The sequence below is a fragment of the Paenibacillus puerhi genome (assembly GCF_009846885.1).
GTDB classification, from domain to species: Bacteria; Bacillota; Bacilli; order Paenibacillales; family NBRC-103111; genus Paenibacillus_G; species Paenibacillus_G puerhi.
In genome coordinates this window covers 150523-168524 of sequence record NZ_WUWM01000005.1, presented here as the reverse complement: position 1 = coordinate 168524, position 18002 = coordinate 150523, and the positions used below count along the sequence as shown (strand labels likewise).

Genomic DNA, 18002 nt, shown 5'->3' with positions numbered 1-18002 from the left:
AGCATCCACTCTCGCCCGGACAGGGCCTCTTTACGTTAGTCCGCTTCCTTGCTGCGGCCGCGGAAGATCCATCTGATTATTTAACACTCGGATTCATATGGACCCTCCTGCTCCATCGCCCGTTACTTGAGATTCTCGGGATTCAAAGGCTCCAGATCGGCTGTCACGAACCGTCCGTCCTTGCGTACCAATTCTCCGTCGAAGTAAATCTCCCCGCCTCCATACTCCGGCCGTTGAATAAGCACCATGTCCCAATGAACGGATGACCGGTTGCCGTTATCCGCATCCTCATACGCATTGCCCGGGGTGAAGTGAATGCTGCCGTCAATTTTCTCGTCGAACAAGATATCCTTCATCGGCTTCTGGATGTACGGATTGACGCCTATCGCGAACTCGCCGATATAACGCGCGCCCTCGTCAGTATCCAGAATATCGTTCAGCTTTCCGGTATCGCTGCCTGTCGCTTCCACAATCTTGCCGTTCTCGAACCGAAGCGTGATGTTCTCGAATGAAGTGCCTTGATAGATCGTCGGCGTATTGTAGGCAATCACGCCATTCACCGAATTTTTTACCGGTACGGTGAATACTTCCCCGTCCGGAATATTATTTTTGCCTGCACACTTGATCGCCGGTATCCCTTCGATCGAGAAGGTCAGATCCGTTGCGCCCGGGCCGAGCAGACGAACCTGGCGGGTACGCTCCATCCGTGCGACTAGAGCATCCATAGCCGCGGACATCTTGCTGTAATCCAGGTTGCAGACCTGGAAGTAAAAGTCCTCGAACGCCTCCGTACTCGTACTGGCAAGCTGCGCCATCGACGGATTCGGATAACGCATGATGCACCATTTGGTATGATTGACGCGCCAATCCGTTACCGGACGCTGGAACAGCCTCGTATACAAGCTCATTTTCTCGGCAGGAACATCGGACGTTTCCGTAATGTTGTCGCCGCTTCGTACAGCCAGATACGCATGCATCTTCTTCATCCGGTTCAGCTCCAGCTCCGCCAGCTGCGTATACAGCTCCTCGGTTCCGCCAAGCATCAGGCTCCGTGTGACTTCGGGATGGCGGAATTCTAGGAAAGGAAACCCTCCGGCTGCATAAACCTCCTCGATCAGGCACTTGGTCAATTCTTGATCGGGCAGCCCGATCATCTCGATCAGCACGTTCTCACCCGGCTGAACATCCACGGAGTAGCTGACCAAATTTTTGGCAAATTGCTTCAGTCTAGGATCACGCATCGTATTCGCTCCCTTTTGCGTCTGTTTGAACACCCTATTCTTCAATGTATCGTTTTTTGAAGAAAAGTTCAAATGCGCGCATCGCTTGGAAAAAGCGCAAGCAGGCCTCTGCTCCTCTCCCCATCGGGCAATCCAACGCTCGGGGCATGCGTCGATCACGATGTCGGTCCTGACTGACCGGCCCATCTATCTGCTGCCGCCGGCCTCCGCTTCGGCCGGCCTTCCATAGACGGAGGCATGCAGATCCGGAGTGCCGTCCTGCGTCCACAGCAGCTTGCGTATGAAGGTGTGCCGATTCGGGTCATACAGCGGGTCCCCGACGATGTCGCGATACTTGCGCGCGTGAAGCACGATCACATCATCCTGCCCGTCCTCCGATTTGGTGAAGCTGTTATGCCCAGGTCCGAATATTCCGGCTTCTTCATTCGTACGAAGCACGGGCTGCTCCGACTTTCTCCACGACGCCGGGTCCAGCAGATTGGCTTTCTCGTCAGCCTCCAGCAGCCCCATACAATAGTTGGCGTCGGTCGCGCTGGCCGAGAAGGAGATAAATATACGTCCGCCTCGCTTGAGCACAGCCGCCCCTTCATTCACCTTGAAGCCGATAATCTCCCAGGCATATTCCGGCTTGGTGAGCATGACCTGCTCTCCTCGCAGCGTCCACGGATTGCTCATTTCGGAAATATAAAGATTGGAATTGCCCGGGATGTCCGGCGCTTTCTGAGCCCATACGAGGTAACGCACCCCGCGATGCTCAAAGGTCGTCGCGTCCAGCGAGAAGCTTTCCCACTTCGTGCGAATCTGCCCTTTTTCTTCCCAAGCCCCCTCAAGAGGATGGCTTCCGGCATTCTCCAGAACGTACATCCGATGATCGAACAAGCCTTCATTCGTCTCCGTCGTACGCGCGGCGGCAAAATAAATGTACCATTTCCCCTCGATATAATGGATCTCGGGGGCCCAAATATTGGCGCTAAGCGGCCCGCTTTCGTGCTTTCGCCAAACTGTCTTCGGCTCGGCCTTCGCCAAGCCCTCCAGGCTCCTCGCCCGACGTACCTCGATACGGTCATACTCCGGCACCGAAGCGGTAAAGTAATAGTAGCCGTCCGTATGCTTATACACCCATGGATCGGCCCTCTGCTCGATAACCGGTTGAAGGTCTGCGATAGAATTGTCTCTCATGATAGCTCCTGCTCCTTTATTCTCTGTTAGGTTGGGCCTGGTGAACAGAAACGCTCCGATCACCAGACCGCTTAATACAACCGGTACCACCGTCTTCCGAGCGAAGGAATTCAACCTTTGACGCCCCCGACCGTCAGGCCCGACACAAAATACCGCTGGAAAAAGACGAATACGATGAGGATCGGCAGGATAGCCAGCACGGACCCCGCGATAAGAATATCGTAATTGTTGCCGTAAGGCGTGATGAGGCTGGCGAGACCGATCGGCAGCGTCATTTTCCCGCTTGATTTGATTACGATCAACGGCCATACGAAGCTGTTCCAGCTGGCCATCGCCTGCAAGATCGCCATCGCGGCAAATGCCGGCGCCATCAGCGGCATCATGATGCGGAAGAAGATCCCGTACTCGGAGCAGCCGTCGATTCGTCCCGCGTCCATGAAGTCCTTCGGCAGCCCGCTTGCATACTGCATAAAGAAGAAGATCGGCAGCGGGGCCACCACGAACGGCAGAATCACGCCGCTGAACGTATCGATCAGCCGGAATGCAATCATTTGCTTGTAGAGCGGCAGCATAATGATCTCGACCGGGACCATCATCACGAGCAGAACAAGTACGAAAACAACGTTCCTCCCGATGAACCGGTACATCGACAGCCCATAGCCCACCATCGAGGACAGCAGCAGACATAAGGCCGTGTACACCAGTGAAATGAGGATACTGTTTTGGTACCACTGCATGTATTTTTTGGCAGAGGCCGAAAATAAGAACATATAGTTCTTGACGGTCAGCAGCTCCGGCTGGAGCTTCAGATTCAGCCCAAGCCGCAGCAGCTCCTTGGACGGCTTGAATGATGCGAGCGCCAGACTGTATAACGGAAACAGGGCAAAAACGGCCAGCAGGACGAACAAGAGAACGAGCAGTCCCGTCCGCGGCCATGAAGCATGCTTACCTGTCATGGCATTACTCCTCCTTTCGGAACAACCCGAAGAACCGCAGCTGGATGATGTTAATGAACAGCGTAAGGGCAAGAAGCGTCAGGCCGATGGCCGAACCGAAGCCCAGATTGTTCTTTTCGATGCCTTCCCGGTACAGCAGGCCGATCATCGTCAAGCCGATATCATTGGGCGAGCGGTTGCCGTTCCATAGAATGAAGCTTTCCGTAAACATGGAATAACCGCCGTAAATGCTAATGGTAATGACATAGATGGCCACCGGCTTGAGAAGCGGAAGCGTGATGCGGCTGAATTTGTCCCAGGTGCTCGCGCCGTCGATATCGGCCGCCTCGTATAGCTCATGCGGAATGCTCTGGAGGGCTGACAAATAATAGATGAGATTGACTCCCAGATAACGCCAGACAGCCAGCACGACCAGCACGAGCATCCCAAGGGAGGAATCGGCCAGCCAGTTGACCGTCGGCAGCCCGAACAAGTGGCGGAAGCCGTTCATCACCGAGTCATCCAAAGAACCGAACACAAGCCGGAAGATGGTGCCTGCGACTACAACCGAGGTCAAGGTAGGGATAAACAGCGTCGAGCGGAAGAACGTGCTCCATCTCATCAGCTTGGAGTTCAAGAAGACGGCCAGCACCAACGGGACGGGCACCAGGATAAGCAGCGTCCAGAACGTGTACCTGCTGCTGTTGAGCAGCGCGGAGGAGAAGGAATCGCTCCACAGGTTCGCGTAGTTTTCAAAGCCTATAAACCGGGTTTGCCCCGGCAGCACCTCCTGAAAGCTCATGACGGCGGTCGTCCAAACCGGGTAGGCGAAAAACACGAGAAACGAAAGGACAAATGGCAGAACAAACACATAAGGGGCTATCCGAGCTGAATATAACCATTTGCCTCTTAGGCCGGATTTTTTATTCGCTTTAGCCTCCAGTACAGCAGAGCCAGCTTTCACTCGGGCTCACTCCCTTCATAAGCGTTAGCTTGCTGCGCTGCTTACTTAATGCTTTTGGCTGCATCCTCCAACACCTGCTTCGGGTCCTTCTTGTCATTCAGTACCTGGAATACGACTTTCGTCTTGACGATGTCGGAGACAGCAGGCGTCCGTTCCTTAATATTCGTCGGCGCGATCTCATCCTTCATGCCGATCAGCACGTCGAAGATTTGTTTGCCGAAATAAGCCGTAAACTTGTTATCCTCCTTCAGCGCCGGGTCACTCCATACATCGGAGCGGATCGGATCAAAGCCAAGCTGCTTCCAGATCTCAATGTTTCCTTCCTTGGAAATTTTAGAGTAAGCCAGAAATTGCTTCGCGATTTCCTGCTGCTTCGATTGGTTAGTGAGGACCGTACCCGTGCCACCCATCCCGGAGGAACGCTTCTCGCCCTGCTTGAATACGGGCATCGGCTTGATGATGATCTTCCCTTTCAGGTCGGGCATATAATCGGTGAAGCGCCCCATATACCACATCGGCATCCACACGGAAGCCGCGCCTCCTTTATTCATGAAGCCGTAGTATTCCTCCGCATGGTGGAACCCACCGGGAGCGAGCACGGCCACCTTTTCTTGGACGAGACGCTGCATATAAGCAAGCGCTTCCAAATTGGCAGAGCTGTTCAAGGTTACGTTGCCTTCCTTATCGAGGAAGTCGGAGCCGTGCTGCACGACCATCGGCCAATAGCTCCATTGATCCGTCGTCTCCAGCGACGTCATCGGCTTACCCGTCTTTTCCAGCACTTGCTTGCCCGCTTTCGCGAAGTCGTCCCAGGTTTTGATATCGTCGGCATTCACCCCGGCCTTATCCAAGATTTCTTTATTGTAGTAAATGACCTGCGCCCCGACATGATAGTCGATGCCGTAATACTTGCCGTCCTTCGCATAATTATCGATCCGGGACATGACCAGATTCCCCTTCTCGGGGTCGACGATATCGTTCAGCGCTACAAGCTGCGGAGTTCCCTTCAGGAAATTGCCGATCTTGCTGATTTCAATATCGGCCAGATCGGGAGCCCCCGTACCCGACTGTAAGGCGACAAGCAGTTTATTGTGGGCATCGTCATAAGGGAAGGTGGTAGCCTCCAGCTCGATAGGTCGATCAGGATGCGACGCGTTCCAGGATTTGGCCATATGCTCCATGAAGGTTTGGTGCAATTCATTAAAGGTCCAGAACGTAAGCCTCGTCCCGCCGGCGCCATCCCCAGAAGCGGAGCCGCCGCCTCCCGCATCAGGTCCACCGCAGGCTGATAAAAGCAATCCAGAAGCCAAAATAACGGAGCAAGTCGCTTGAATAAGCTTCATACATGAAAGCCTCCCTTTAAGATTATGATTGTAAACGCTTTATATTTTGGATTATAATATATGTATAATATAATTTATATACCAAATTGGTTATAAAATATAAATTTATCCATCCAAGGGTGAGGTATATTGAGCAAAACAGCGCTGTATAAACAAATCCAACAAAATATTCGAGCACAGATCGCTTCGGGTATTCTTCGTCCCCGGGACCGGATTCCCTCCGAGCAGGAAATTATGGACGAATACAAGGTAAGCAAGATTACCGTTAAGAATGCACTGACGGCCCTCGCGGATGACGGCCTTGTCATACGTATCCAGGGTAAGGGCACCTTCGTCGCTTCGCAGCTCCCTTCTGCCGAAACGCCCGCGTCTGCCGCATCCGCCGGGACGACCGGCGGCCATATCGTCGGGTTTATTATCCCGACCATGAAAACCCGCGTTATTCAGCAGCTTGTCGATCACGTCGAATACTTCCTGCAGCGTGCGGGTTACCAGTTGATCCTGAGGATTACCCGCGAATCCTCGGCGGAGGAATCGCAGGCGATCAAGGAACTGACAGGGCTCGGGGTCAAGGGCCTGATCGTCTTCCCTACGGAGGACGAAAAATATAATGAATCGCTCCTGCGTCTGTCTTTGGACAAATATCCATTCGTATTCATCGACCGGTATTTACGGAACATCGATACGTACACCATTACCTCAGATAATAGGGGAGGCGCCTACGAGACGGTAACTTACTTGCTGGACCAGGGGCATCGCCGGATTGCCCTGATCTCGCCCGAAAACACCAACACGGCGATCGAAGACCGGACAGCCGGCTTCGAGAAGGCTTATATCGACCGCGGTATTTCTATCGACAAAGGGTTGTGGTGCCATGTCCCGCTAGATATTTTGCGCAGCGAGAACGCGCTTCCGTACATCTCGAATTTCCTGATCGAGCATTCGAGCGTGACCGCCATCTTCACCTTGACCGCCGAAATGGCCAACCTGACCTCGCGCGCCCTAAAGCAGCTATCCAGCGAGCCGGGCAGCGTACAGTTGATCTCGTTCGATAATCCGGAGCTTGTGCCGGTACCCTTCGTGATGCAGGATGAGCAGCGGATGGCTCAAGCGGCCGTAGAGCTGCTATGCCAGCAGATGAACAGCGACTACAATCCGCAGCATGTCGTGATTCCGGTAAGGCTTGTCCATCCCGAGGGATAAAGGAACGCGGACTCGCATCCGGCCCCGTGCTTGTAACCCGGGAAATATGTTACGATAGAGCCTGCCCTTATAACATGCTAGACAGGAGATTGTATGAAAACGAATAACGACGAACAGCTTGCACGTCTTCTTCCTTACTGGATGCCGGACGGGGAGGGGATCCTGCGCTCGGGAGCGAGCGGAATGAATAATACGACGCGTCTAGTCGATAGCAGGGACGGCCGTTACGTTCTGCGCGTCTATGAAACTCATCGGGACGAGTCCAAGGTGGGCTTCGAGCTTGCTGTGCTGAAGCAGTTGAATACGCTGCCGCTGACCTTCCGTGTCCCGACTCCCGTCGATTCCCGCAGCGGAGAATCCTATATACGCACCGAAGACGGGAAAGTCGCCGTCCTCTTCCGGTATATTGAGGGCGAGCGGCCTTCCTTAAGCACAGGGGTCGCGCAATATTCCTTTGGTCAGACAACCGCGCTGCTCACCCGCGCCTTGGAGCAGATTGTCACGGGAACAAAGCCGGCATACCCGCCGTATTACGAGCTTGATCAAGCATCCGATGTGTATTATGCGCTGTCTGACGCGCTGAAGTTTTGCAAGGAGCCGCCTGAACCGTTCTTAGACCTTGCCGAGGCTTTGGGGAAGATCGGGGACTGGCTGGCAGCCTATCGAACCCGCCTCCCTCAGCTCCAAGCAATGCCGCATCAGCTGATTCACGGCGATCTGAACCGGACGAATATGCTAAGTGCGGAAGATGGCCGGATCACCGCTGTGTTGGATTTTGAATTTGTCACCCGGGATTTACGTGTGATGGAGCCGGCAGTCGCCTTGTCGGATCTGATCTTCGGCGATCTGGATGAGGAAGCGATCTGGCCGGCCGCAGCTGCTTTCATCGAAGGCTATGCAGCCGAATTCCGGTTGTCCCGCGAGGAGACGGATGTCCTTCCTCTGCTGATTCAGCTGCGGCGCTGCGACGTGTTCCTGCATTTTTTGTATCGCTATTGGGACGGCATCGACAGCGCCGACATCGTGATCGGACAGATTCTCGCCGCCAAAGCCAGCCTTGACTGGTTTCGGCAGCATGGCCATCGCTTGGCCGCTCTGTGCGCCGGCTTGTCGGATTGAGTGGATGGAATGGATGGAATGAGCCAGGGGGCTGCAGCACCTGGTGGAGGCCACTGTGCGAAAGACCTGAAAAAGCCGGCGCCATGAAGGCGCCGGCCGGTTTAACTAGCATGTGGGTATAAATAAGGTGTCTGATCTCAGCCGACCAACCGTTCCTTGGTCGATGACAGCACGCCGGCAGCGACCAGCTCCTCCGGTGTGAAGAAGTTAGTAAGCTCCCTCTTGGCGCTTTCTGCCGAGTCGGAGCCATGGATGACATTCTCCCCGACATATGTAGCGAAGTCCCCGCGAATCGTCCCCGGAGCCGCTTCCAGCGGATTCGTCTTGCCCATCATGATGCGGGAAACCTCGATGAGGTTGTCTCCCTGCCAGATCATGGCGAATACCGGTCCGGATGTAATGAAATCGACCAATTCGCCGAAGAATGGCTTTTCTTTATGCTGGCCATAATGCTTCTCGGCTTGTTCCTTCGAGATCGTCATCATCTTGGCGCCGACCAGCACAAACCCTCTGTTCTCAAAGCGTTGAACAATGTTGCCGATCAATTGGCGTCTTACCCCGTCAGGCTTCACCATCAAAAACGAATGTTCCATACTCGCATCCACTCCATTCGGCAATAATTTCCAAGCTTCGGTTGCGTGTCCTCCAGTATTCCCTATCCACTGGACAACGATTCATCGTCGTAGAGCTTAACTCAACCTTAACATATCCCTATTATAATGTAAAAGCGGCGAAAGCAATGTGACCGTTCTCACACCCTCTGTTCGCCGCTCCCGGTTGGGTCTTCCGCTCTTTCGCCCCTATTGCCTGATCGTAACCCGTGTGCCGATCGAAACGAGCCGGGACAACGACAGCACGTCGCGATTATGCATACGAATACAGCCATGCGAAGCCATCGTTCCGATGGAGGACGGGTTGTTCGTGCCATGAATGCCATAGTGAGGCCGGGACAGTCCCAGCCAAAAAGCGCCAAAAGGCCCTCCAGGATTGGGGACTTTGTTGATGATCGTGTACTCCCCCTGCGGAGTCTGGGTTAACATCTTCCCGATCCCGATCGGATACCCATTGACAACCTGATTGCCATCCAGCAAATAAAGGGTTCTTTCAGACAAATCGACGATGATCCGGTATGCCGGCATGGTCCTTCCTCCCTTGTTCCCTACATCTGGTTGCTCCAGATTATGCAGGCAGCCCGCTCCGCGCATCGGGTGATCGTGGGAAATTGACTATTTTACCAACGACGGGAGCAGACCACCTATGGAACAAGCATTCGGCAGACGGCAATAACCGGTCATAGCCGCCTGATGTCTGGTGAAGAGCTGACGGATGCCTATGGGCGGCTAGCGTCGGATTTCGACCGGATAGCAGTTCCGTGGGACCGTAAGTATGTAAGGAAAGGTAGATCGCTGGTACCCTATCCAACTGGCAGCTAGACTCAAGGCACGCTGCCCATCGTACCCAAGGGTTCAACGGGGAAGCCGGTCCCCCCAGACAGCCAGAGCGATCAAAAGCTGCACGACAAAAATCGCCGGGATGCCGATCGTAAACGAGCTGTGCTTCGTTTTGTGCCGCCAGGTCCGCATGCCGATCCACACGCCCGCCGCACCTCCCGCCACAGCGACGAGAAACAAGCGTTTCTCGGGAATTCGCCAAGCCTTGCTTCTCGCCTTGCGCTTGTCGGCCCCCATCAAGATCAGCCCGACGATATTGATCAGCACGAGATATATCCACAGAAAGCCCACGGGCCTCCTCCCTTCTTCAGCTAGGCGGCTTTTCAGGCCGGACGTGATCAATAGGCGACTTGCAGCTGCTCCTGATCCTGATCGTCCTCCCTCAGCTTCAATACAGCTCCGATAGAGGCAAAGCTCCCGATCACATTATCATAGCCCCTCGTCAGATGCTCGACGCCTGTAATATAAGTTTTGCCCTCCGCCGAGAGCCCGGCCAGCACCAGACAGGTACCTGCGCGCACATCGGTCGCATGCACGAATCCCCCGGAGAGCGGCCGTCCTCCATGAATAAAGGCGCTTTCCTGCCGTACCTCTATGTCGGCGCCCATTCGGCGAAGCTGCGGCACATGGTTGAACCGGTTCGGAAACACACGCTCGGTAATAATGCTTTTGCCCTGCGCCCGGGTGAGCAGAGCCGTCATCGGCTGCTGCAGATCGGTGGCAAAGCCCGGGTACATCGATGTGCGGATCCGCGATGCCCGGATGGGCTGGCCCCCGTAAGCCGTCACGCCGCTTTCCCGGACTTCAAGCCCGATGCCGCACTCTTCAAGCTTGGCCAGACATGAGCCCATATGTTCGGGAATGACGTCATTTACGGTTATCGTGCCGCCGGTGATCCCGGCAGCCATCAGGAAAGCGCCGGCAATCAGCCGGTCGGGGATGACCGTATGGGAGCCGCCGTTCAGATACGGCACGCCCTCGATGCGGATCCGGTCTGTGCCGGCCCCGTAGATCCGCGCCCCGAGCGAGTTCAGGAAAGCCGCCGTATCGACGACCTCGGGATCGACGGCGGCGTTGTACAGATTGGTTCTGCCTCTGGCGCGCGCAGCAGCCAGCATCGCATTGATCGTCGCGCCGGAGGTGATGGTGTCGAAGTAAATATCCGCACCACGGAGCTCCTTCGCTTCCACGATATAATGATCCTCCGTGAAGACGACCTTCGCACCCAGAGCCTGAAAGGTTTTGATATGCTGGTCGATCGGACGCTGCGTGAAGTCATCTCCGCCCGGGAAGCCAAGCGTAACCCTGCCAAACTTGGCCAGGAGCGCACCGACGAAATAATAGGATGCGCGATACGACCCGGCCTTCCCGGGGTCGATCATCGCGCTGTGGATGTAGCGCGGGTCCAGCCATAGCTCGCCCGTGGGCTGCCAATCCCAGCCCAAGCCGATCTCCTGCCCGATCCGGGCAATGACCTTGACATCGTCGATGGCAGGAATGCCTTCCAGCTTGACCTTATCGTCGGCCAGACAAGCGGCAGCAAGCAGCGCCAGCGAGCTGTTCTTGGAACCGGGTATTTGAACGGTCCCTTGGAGCGGACCGGATGGTTCAACTTCAATATAACGCACGGGCAACTCTCCCTTCCTCGGTCTTAAGCCCAGACGGCTGTTCGTTGTCAATCGGAATCCAGCTCCAGCATATATCCGCTGCCCCGCACGGCACTGATGGCGAATGTTTCCTTACCGTATTTCTTACGAATACGGTAGACGAGTGCATTGAGCTCGTCCATCGTCACATCAGGGATGCCGTCGGGTCCCGCAGTGCGCTCCTGCCATACAGCGCGCTTGATCTCCTCGATCGGGACCAACCGGTCCGCTTCGTCATGCAGCAGCCGGAGCAGCAAATACTCCTTCTCCGACATGGCGATACGTCTGCCGTCGACGACGCATTCCCGTTTCTCCCAAAAAATCGTAGGGAGCGGGTGATCTTCTTTTCCTTGCAGGTTCAGATGCTGAGTCAGACTGAGGGGCTCGAATTCGAGCGTCTGATCGGCAAATATATACGAGAAATGAAGCACGGTCATCCCCTTCGCCAGCTTCACGATATCGAAGGATTGCAGCGGATATCCGACATGAGGCTCCACCATAGTCCCGTTCAGCTCCGTACCATGACGAGAACCCAGGTCATACAGCACCGCCTGCTCCCCCTCCCGGCGAATCACCATGTGCTTCCTGGAAATAAAAGCATTGGAAAACGCAAAATCCGGAGCGTCCTTGTTCGTGGCTCGCCCGATCACTGTCTCATTCGCAGTCAGATCCAGGCATGTACCCGAGCGATACGGCTCTCCCCGGATCACATACAGACAGGCGTAAGTATCCAGAACGTTCCCCTCCACAAGCCGAGTTCAATGTTTGCAGCGTTTCTTGCAGATTACCGCTTTTTCATCATATCGTATTTTCGGATGGAAGGGAAATGTCAGTTCGCTGACGCCAGCCTAACGGATCGGTTATAAGATATCTGTATCCAGACCATTCGACGAGGAGCGGCTGGGAACCTTTCCTTCGAATACCTGCCATCCCTTGACAGAACATGCTATAATAAGCTTTGCGAAACGGCCCGGATTACGTCCGGTATACCTAAGCTGCCTGTCTGATATGAATCAAATTATAGCTAGGAGACCGCCTATGCGACCTACCATCCGCACCATATCGGCGACGCTTTTGTCGCTCGCGCTCATCCTGATTCCAACCTCCGAGAAGCAGCGCACCAAGACGGTCCCTCCACCCCCAATCCCCGTTATCGAGCAGGTAACCGACTGGACGCCCGAGGAGCTTGCCAAGCCGCCCAATGTTATTATTGTGCTCAGCGAATCGTTCTGGGATATGACGAAGCTGCCCCAGCTGGAATTCAGCCGTGATCCGATTCCGATGTACCGGGAGCTTGCCAAACGCTATACGTCCGGGACGATGCTGTCTCCGATGTTTGGAGGAGGCACCGCCAACGTCGAGCTGGAGGTGCTCACCGGTTATTCGTACCGTTTTTTCCCGCCGGAGTCGATCGTTTATGAGCAATACCTCAAGCAGCCGACCGCTTCTCTGGCTAGTCTGCTGTCCGGGCAAGGCTATGCCACAACGGCAATCAGCCCGTTCCATCAATGGTTTTTCAACAGCGCGGACGTATACAGACATATGGGCTTTTCCCGGTTTATCAGTCTGGAGTACTTTAATCCCGACGATTACGTCGGCCCTTATATCGGCGACCATGCCGTAGCCAGGCGGATTATCGAGGAGAGCGAGCGAAGTCCCGGTCCCGATCTGATCTTCGCCAATACGATGGAGAACCATTATCATTACTGGCCCGGGAAATTCACCAGCAACACGATCAGCATCAAAAGCAAAGGAAAGGCATCCGCTGAAGCGATCGGCATCGCCGAAACCTATGCCCAGGGCTCGCAGGGAGCGGACCGCATGCTGCAGGAGCTCGTGCTTCATTATAGCCGGCTGAAGGAGCCGACGATTCTTGTTTTCTTCGGCGACCATCTCCCCTCCCTCGAGAAATATACCGTTTATACGGAAACCGGATATATATCCGGCGAGGACGATCCCGACTTCCTGCGGAAGATGCATGAGGTGCCGGTGCTGATCTGGAACAACTATAAAAAGGACGAACCCCGTGACAACCTCGATCTCAGCCCGGCCTTTCTCGGTCCTTATGTGCTTGCGATGGCTGGGCTTCAGGGGGATGCATACATGGAATATTTAAGCGGACTTTACCGGCATATGCCCGTGCTGCCTCCAGAGAAGGATTACGAGCGGTACGGCATCGACCGCAGCCTGGCCGAGGAATGGAGATCCCGCCAGCAGGCGCGCTTCGAGAACGAGCAGCGGAACGCGCCCCAGGCGGAGGCCGCCCAGCAGCCCTTCACGCTCGGCTACGGGAAGCCCGAAATTCGAAGCCTCTCTCCGTCCGTCATCTCGGAAGGAGGCGACGGGAAGATCAAGCCGCAGCTGACGATTGAAGGAGGACGCTTCGGCCAAGGGAGCACCGTATATGTTAACGGGACAAGGCTCGAGACCCAGTGGCAAAGCGAATCGTCCGTCCGCGCGGACCTTCCCAAGTCTTCTTATGCGAGGCCGGGCCCGCTGACGGTCGAGGTCAAGGTGCTTGACTCCAAGGACAATGTGCTTGCCGTTTCCGAGCCTGCCTTCCTGACGATTGCACCACGCAGCAAGCCTTAAAACCGTTCGACCTTCGATAAGAGACAGACGACGATTACCATCCATTGGACGCAAACGGCAAGGACCGGCAGGTATAGGACATATACCGGCCGGTCCTTGTTTTATTCTTCGGCTTGCGTTCGACACCTCTGTCGGAAGCGCGCCCTGAATCCTGTCGACTTATGCGCTTGCCCGGGAAATGACGACCGGCTATTTCCTCGAATCCGGCTCTTCCGAGCCATACCAGATACGGCGGAGCTCTTCGCTTGTACTCAGCAGCTCGTCAAGCTTCCCTTCGGCCTCGATCCGTCCGTTGTCCATGACGATCACATGATCCGCACGCGACAAAGCCGCTTTGCGATGGGTTACGACCAGACAGGTCGTTCCTTCACGCAGCTCGGCAAGCCGCTCCCACAGCTTGCTCTCCGTATCCACATCGAGCGCGCTCGAAAGATCGTCGAATACAAGCAGATCTGCCTCGCGCACGAACATCCTAGCCGCCGCCGATCGCTGCGCCTGCCCTCCGGAGAGCTTGACTCCCCGAGGTCCGATCATCGTACCGAGCCCCTCCGGCAGCCGGTCCACATCCTTCTCCAGCACGGCAGATCGGATAGCCAAGGCTATCCGGCTATCATCCGCCTCCAGACCGAGCAAAATATTATTGAGCAGCGTATCGCTGTACAGCCTTGGGATTTGCGGGGTGTAGGCGCTCCTCGGAGGAATGAAATAGTCGCCCGGCTCTGCCACCGTACGATCATTCCAACGGATATCCCCTTCCTGTCTCGGAAGCAGCCCCAGCAGCGTACGCACCAGCGTCGTCTTCCCCGAGCCTACGCGGCCGGTGACTACGGTGAAGGAGCCTCGCTCCAGACGAAGGTTAATGCGGTCTATGCCGCGTCCGGTCTCCGGATACGTATAGCTTAGCCCGACAAGCTCCAGACTCCGAAGGGGCTCATAGGGAGCTTCTCCCTTGGAGGCGATGCTGTCCGCTTCAGGCCCGGGCAGCGTCCCGCGCAAATACAGCGGATGATGCTCGGTCAGCCGGTGAGGGTCTGCCCCTTGGAGCAGCGCCTGCAGACGGTCCTTGGCAACGGCGCTCACCTTGTAGTAGGTTATGAATTTTCCGAAATTTTGAATAAATTGCGTGACGAAGCTCAGGTAATAAACAAACAATGCGAAATCTCCTACCGTAAATTGCCCAGTCCTCATCGATTCGGCGGCAAGCAGGAGAATGAGCCCCGTCCCGAAATTAACCGCATTCGAAAATACGGAGTCCAGCGAGGTCGTCAGCAGCGTATCCTTCAGCATCGCCTGGCGGCGTTCGTCGCTCAGCCGGCGGAAGCGGCGGATCATGCGCTCTTCGGCTCCCGCAACCTGGATCGATTGGACGGTGCCGAACATTTCGCTGATCGCACCGGTGACCTGGCTTGTCGCTTCGCGGCTGGCCGCCCGGTACTTCTGCAGCATGGCGGTGGACAGCTGCGCTGCCGTAACTACGAGGATCAGGGGCAGAAACACCCATAGCGTCATCTGCGCATCAATCCGGATCAAGATTAGGCAGGACACCGCCGCAAACACCGTCAGCCCCAGCACATCGACCGACCAGCTGACGCTCTCTTCGACCTGATCGACATCGTCCCGGAAGGAACTGATCGCTTCGCCCGGCGAGACGGGTATCGCCCGGGCCCCCGGCTCCTTCAGCACATGCCGAAGCACGTTCCGCCTCAGCAGAGCGCCGATCCGGAAGCGAAATTGCACATCCGTCGTAAAGCCGAACAGAATAAAGCTGACGCGGGCCAGCGCGGCTGCCAGCAGCAGCGCAAGCAGCGCTCCCAAGCCCAGCGTATAGGCGGCATCGCCAGACAGCTCGTCGAAAAACTGCTTGGTCAGCAGCCCGGGAACAATAGGCGCGAGGTAAACGAGCGACCAGGCCAGCGCATTCAATAGATAAAGTCCCTTGCGGTAGCTGACTAGCTTCCATAGAAAGTTGAACGTCGTCATGCGAGCAGCTCCTCCATTCCAGTCCGCAGCATGCGGCTGTAGCGCGACTCCGGATCGGCGGCCAGTCTGGCCCGCTCGCCTTCCTCCACGATCCGGCCCTGCTCCAGCACCAGGATCCGATCCGCCCGCTCGATCGTAGCCAGGCGATGCGCGATGATGATACAAGTCCTCCCCTGGAGCAGCTTGTTCATTGCCTGTTCAATCCTTTGCTCAGTCGCCGGGTCCAGCCTGGAGGAGGCTTCATCCAGAATGACAAGCCCCGGATCGGTCAGAAACACACGGGCAAACGACAGCAGTTGGGCCTCTCCGGCCGACAACCCTCCTCCGCCCGATTCCAGCCTCGTGTCCAGCCCGAGTGGCAGCGAATGCAGCCACTCGCCCATACCCAGCTCGCCCAGCACCTGAATAATCCGCTCATCATCGGCCTCTTCATCGAAGAACGTCAGATTGTCGCGAATCGTCCCCTGAAACAGCTCGATGGTCTGGGTGACCAGCCCAACCCGGCTGCGCAGCTCCTGCAGCTTAGTCCGGCGAATGTCCACTCCGCTGAGCGCGACCCGGCCCTCGTCCGGATCGTAGAAGCGAAGCAGCAGTCTGGCAAGCGTCGTTTTGCCGCTGCCGGTTCGTCCCAGCAGACCAAGCACCTGACCCGGCTCCAACCGGAAATCGACATCCGAAAGCGTAGTCCGCTCTCCCTCGTAAGAGAAGGTCACGCGTTCCAGGGCAACAGCAAGCGGTCCGGAGGGCAGCGGGTCTCCTGCGCCGTCCTGGATGGAGGACTCGGTCTGAAGCAGCTCCCGCACCCGTCCGATGCTGGCGTCCGCCTTCTGCAAATCCTCCATCTGCGTCCGGATTTGTTCGATCGGCTTGGCCATCAGCTCGGTGTAGTAGAAAATCATGTAAACGGTCCCAAGCGAAATCGCGCCTTCCTTCCACAAATAGTAGCTGACGGCGAAGGCGACGGCGTTGCCGATGGTGAACACCACGATCGTCGTTATCCACATCGAGGCCCAGCCGTAAAACGCGCGAACCCGCAGGGGAAGCCATTCTCTCATCAGCGTAAAGAAGCGATGCATCACGTAGCCTGTCGCCCCGCTGGCCCGGGTGTCCTCCGTACCCTCCAGATGCTCGCCGAGGAAGCCGTAGAACTTCGCGCTGACTTCTCTTACTTTGCTCCAATGAGGTACCGCAAACCGTCGTATATAACGGATTGCCATCAAGGCAAAGACGACGAAGAGCAGCATCCCGCTGCCGATCAGCCAGCCCTCGCGGAACAGCAGTACCAGCATTCCCGCGACGAGCAGCACATTACTGACCAGCATGATCGCGAATTGGGAGAAAAAATTCGACAGGTTATTAATATCCCCGTCGACTCTCTCGATAATGGAGCCAGATGTCTGCGTCTTATGAAAAGCCATATCCAGCTTCAGACAGTGAGCAGCCACATCGCTTCTCAGTTGATTGGTGGCCATCCAGCCGACATTCGCCCCCAGATAGGAGGCACTCACGGAGACGAGCTGCTGCACGAACGAAACCCCGATGAACAGAATCGCCGCCCATATGAGCGGCGTTCCACTTTGGAGCGATTGGGCCGAATCGATAAAGTAACGGATAATTTGCGGATTAACCAACTGCAGCGCGATACCGGACAGCAGCAGAGCCGACAGCACCGTCATCCTTTTTCGCTGCGGCTTCAGATAACTGCGGAACAGCGAAAGATATTCGCTTATCGGGATCCGCGGCAATGCTTTTTTTGTGACCATATTTCTCCCCTCTTCCCTATCGTACCGCTATTCTACCATGAGTCCCTCCCGTTCTGCCAAAAGAAAAACCGTCTGAAAAACAGACGGTTTCGATCCATACGCTTGCCCACGCCCGTATCGTAGAGGATGACAGGCATGGACTTTAACCGGGCTCCTATCCTTGCAGCACGGAGTCCAGCTTTAACAGGCAGACCAGCTCTTCTCCCCTCTGCCCAATTCCCGTAAAAAAAGCTTCGTCCGCTTCGCCAAGCTGCGGGGGCGGCGCTTGAATACGGCCGTAGGAAGTAACCCGATGCACGCAGTCGACGATGATTCCCGTCCGACCGCCGTCATAATGAACAATGACAATACGCGTCGCCTTCGTGTAGGCCGTCTCTGGATAGCCGAAGCGCGCACGCAGACAAAGGACGGGAATGAGCTGGCCTCTTACCTGCAAGACACCCTTCAGCTGTTCCCTCGCTCCGGGAATCGACGTTAAGCCGGGAGTCTTAATAATTTCATGAACTTCAGCGATCGGGATCGCATATCGCTCGTCTCCGATCCCCACCTCGATAAACTGCCCTTGTCCGGCCTGAGTCACCGTGCC

The 18002-nt window shown here is 55.9% G+C and carries 16 protein-coding genes; 3 read left to right on the top strand and 13 right to left on the bottom strand.

The genetic code is table 11. The features are described 5' to 3' along the window. Positions 1-122 precede the first annotated feature (122 nt). The 5 genes from GSF01_RS06335 to GSF01_RS06315 all read right to left on the bottom strand — a co-directional run bounded on the left by GSF01_RS06335 (position 123) and on the right by GSF01_RS06315 (position 5662). Entirely contained in the window at positions 123-1241 is a 1119-nt protein-coding gene (locus tag GSF01_RS06335) for an aminopeptidase (RefSeq protein WP_159882180.1), read from the bottom strand. 186 nt (positions 1242-1427) lie between these two features. Beyond that, positions 1428-2420: a glycoside hydrolase family 43 protein gene (locus tag GSF01_RS06330; protein WP_159882179.1), complete on the bottom strand. Its 993-nt coding sequence runs from the start codon at positions 2418-2420 to the stop codon at positions 1428-1430. Between the two features lie 110 nt (positions 2421-2530). Next, on the bottom strand, positions 2531-3376 hold the full coding sequence (locus tag GSF01_RS06325) for a carbohydrate ABC transporter permease (RefSeq protein WP_159882178.1): 846 nt from the start codon (positions 3374-3376) through the stop codon (positions 2531-2533). Between the two features lie 4 nt (positions 3377-3380). Then, positions 3381-4298, bottom strand: a complete 918-nt coding sequence (locus tag GSF01_RS06320) for a carbohydrate ABC transporter permease (protein ID WP_159882288.1) — start codon at positions 4296-4298, stop codon at positions 3381-3383. Positions 4299-4360: 62 nt separating this feature from the next. Then, the gene (locus tag GSF01_RS06315) at positions 4361-5662 is read right to left on the bottom strand and encodes an ABC transporter substrate-binding protein (protein ID WP_159882177.1); all 1302 of its coding nucleotides are present in this window, start codon (positions 5660-5662) and stop codon (positions 4361-4363) included. A gap of 129 nt (positions 5663-5791) precedes the next feature. Here GSF01_RS06315 and GSF01_RS06310 point away from each other — a divergent pair, with 129 nt between their 5' ends. Both GSF01_RS06310 and GSF01_RS06305 read left to right on the top strand, forming a co-directional pair. After that, complete coding sequence (locus tag GSF01_RS06310) at positions 5792-6865, top strand: GntR family transcriptional regulator (protein WP_159882176.1); 1074 nt, start codon at positions 5792-5794, stop codon at positions 6863-6865. Between the two features lie 93 nt (positions 6866-6958). Next, entirely contained in the window at positions 6959-7984 is a 1026-nt protein-coding gene (locus GSF01_RS06305; RefSeq protein ID WP_159882175.1) for a phosphotransferase, read from the top strand. Positions 7985-8121: 137 nt separating this feature from the next. On the opposite strand, the gene ndk is transcribed toward GSF01_RS06305, so the two are convergent. The 5 genes from ndk to GSF01_RS06280 form a co-directional block, all read right to left on the bottom strand. Then, positions 8122-8577 carry a nucleoside-diphosphate kinase gene (ndk, locus tag GSF01_RS06300; RefSeq protein ID WP_159882174.1) on the bottom strand — a complete coding sequence of 152 codons (456 nt, stop codon included), beginning with the start codon at positions 8575-8577 and terminating at the stop codon, positions 8122-8124. 207 nt (positions 8578-8784) lie between these two features. Next, complete coding sequence (locus GSF01_RS06295; protein ID WP_159882173.1) at positions 8785-9123, bottom strand: L,D-transpeptidase; 339 nt, start codon at positions 9121-9123, stop codon at positions 8785-8787. A 327-nt stretch (positions 9124-9450) separates the two neighbouring features. After that, positions 9451-9726 carry a DUF1294 domain-containing protein gene (locus tag GSF01_RS06290; protein WP_159882172.1) on the bottom strand — a complete coding sequence of 92 codons (276 nt, stop codon included), beginning with the start codon at positions 9724-9726 and terminating at the stop codon, positions 9451-9453. 47 nt (positions 9727-9773) lie between these two features. Then, positions 9774-11063, bottom strand: a complete 1290-nt coding sequence (gene murA / locus GSF01_RS06285; RefSeq protein ID WP_159882171.1) for a UDP-N-acetylglucosamine 1-carboxyvinyltransferase — start codon at positions 11061-11063, stop codon at positions 9774-9776. 47 nt (positions 11064-11110) lie between these two features. Continuing rightward, on the bottom strand, positions 11111-11830 hold the full coding sequence (locus GSF01_RS06280; RefSeq protein WP_235941317.1) for an FHA domain-containing protein: 720 nt from the start codon (positions 11828-11830) through the stop codon (positions 11111-11113). Positions 11831-12119: 289 nt separating this feature from the next. Here GSF01_RS06280 and GSF01_RS06275 point away from each other — a divergent pair, with 289 nt between their 5' ends. Then, positions 12120-13673, top strand: a complete 1554-nt coding sequence (locus GSF01_RS06275) for a sulfatase-like hydrolase/transferase (protein ID WP_159882170.1) — start codon at positions 12120-12122, stop codon at positions 13671-13673. A gap of 189 nt (positions 13674-13862) precedes the next feature. Here the strand turns inward: GSF01_RS06275 and GSF01_RS06270 are convergent, their stop codons facing one another. The 3 genes from GSF01_RS06270 to GSF01_RS06260 all read right to left on the bottom strand — a co-directional run bounded on the left by GSF01_RS06270 (position 13863) and on the right by GSF01_RS06260 (position 17996). Continuing rightward, on the bottom strand, positions 13863-15653 hold the full coding sequence (locus GSF01_RS06270; RefSeq protein WP_159882169.1) for an ABC transporter ATP-binding protein: 1791 nt from the start codon (positions 15651-15653) through the stop codon (positions 13863-13865). After that, positions 15650-17416, bottom strand: a complete 1767-nt coding sequence (locus GSF01_RS06265; RefSeq protein ID WP_159882168.1) for an ABC transporter ATP-binding protein — start codon at positions 17414-17416, stop codon at positions 15650-15652. Before GSF01_RS06265 ends, GSF01_RS06270 begins: the two co-directional genes overlap by 4 nt. A gap of 154 nt (positions 17417-17570) precedes the next feature. Then, positions 17571-17996 (bottom strand): chemotaxis protein CheW, encoded by a 426-nt coding sequence (locus GSF01_RS06260; RefSeq protein WP_159882167.1) that lies wholly within the window; start codon positions 17994-17996, stop codon positions 17571-17573. Positions 17997-18002: the final 6 nt, after the last annotated feature.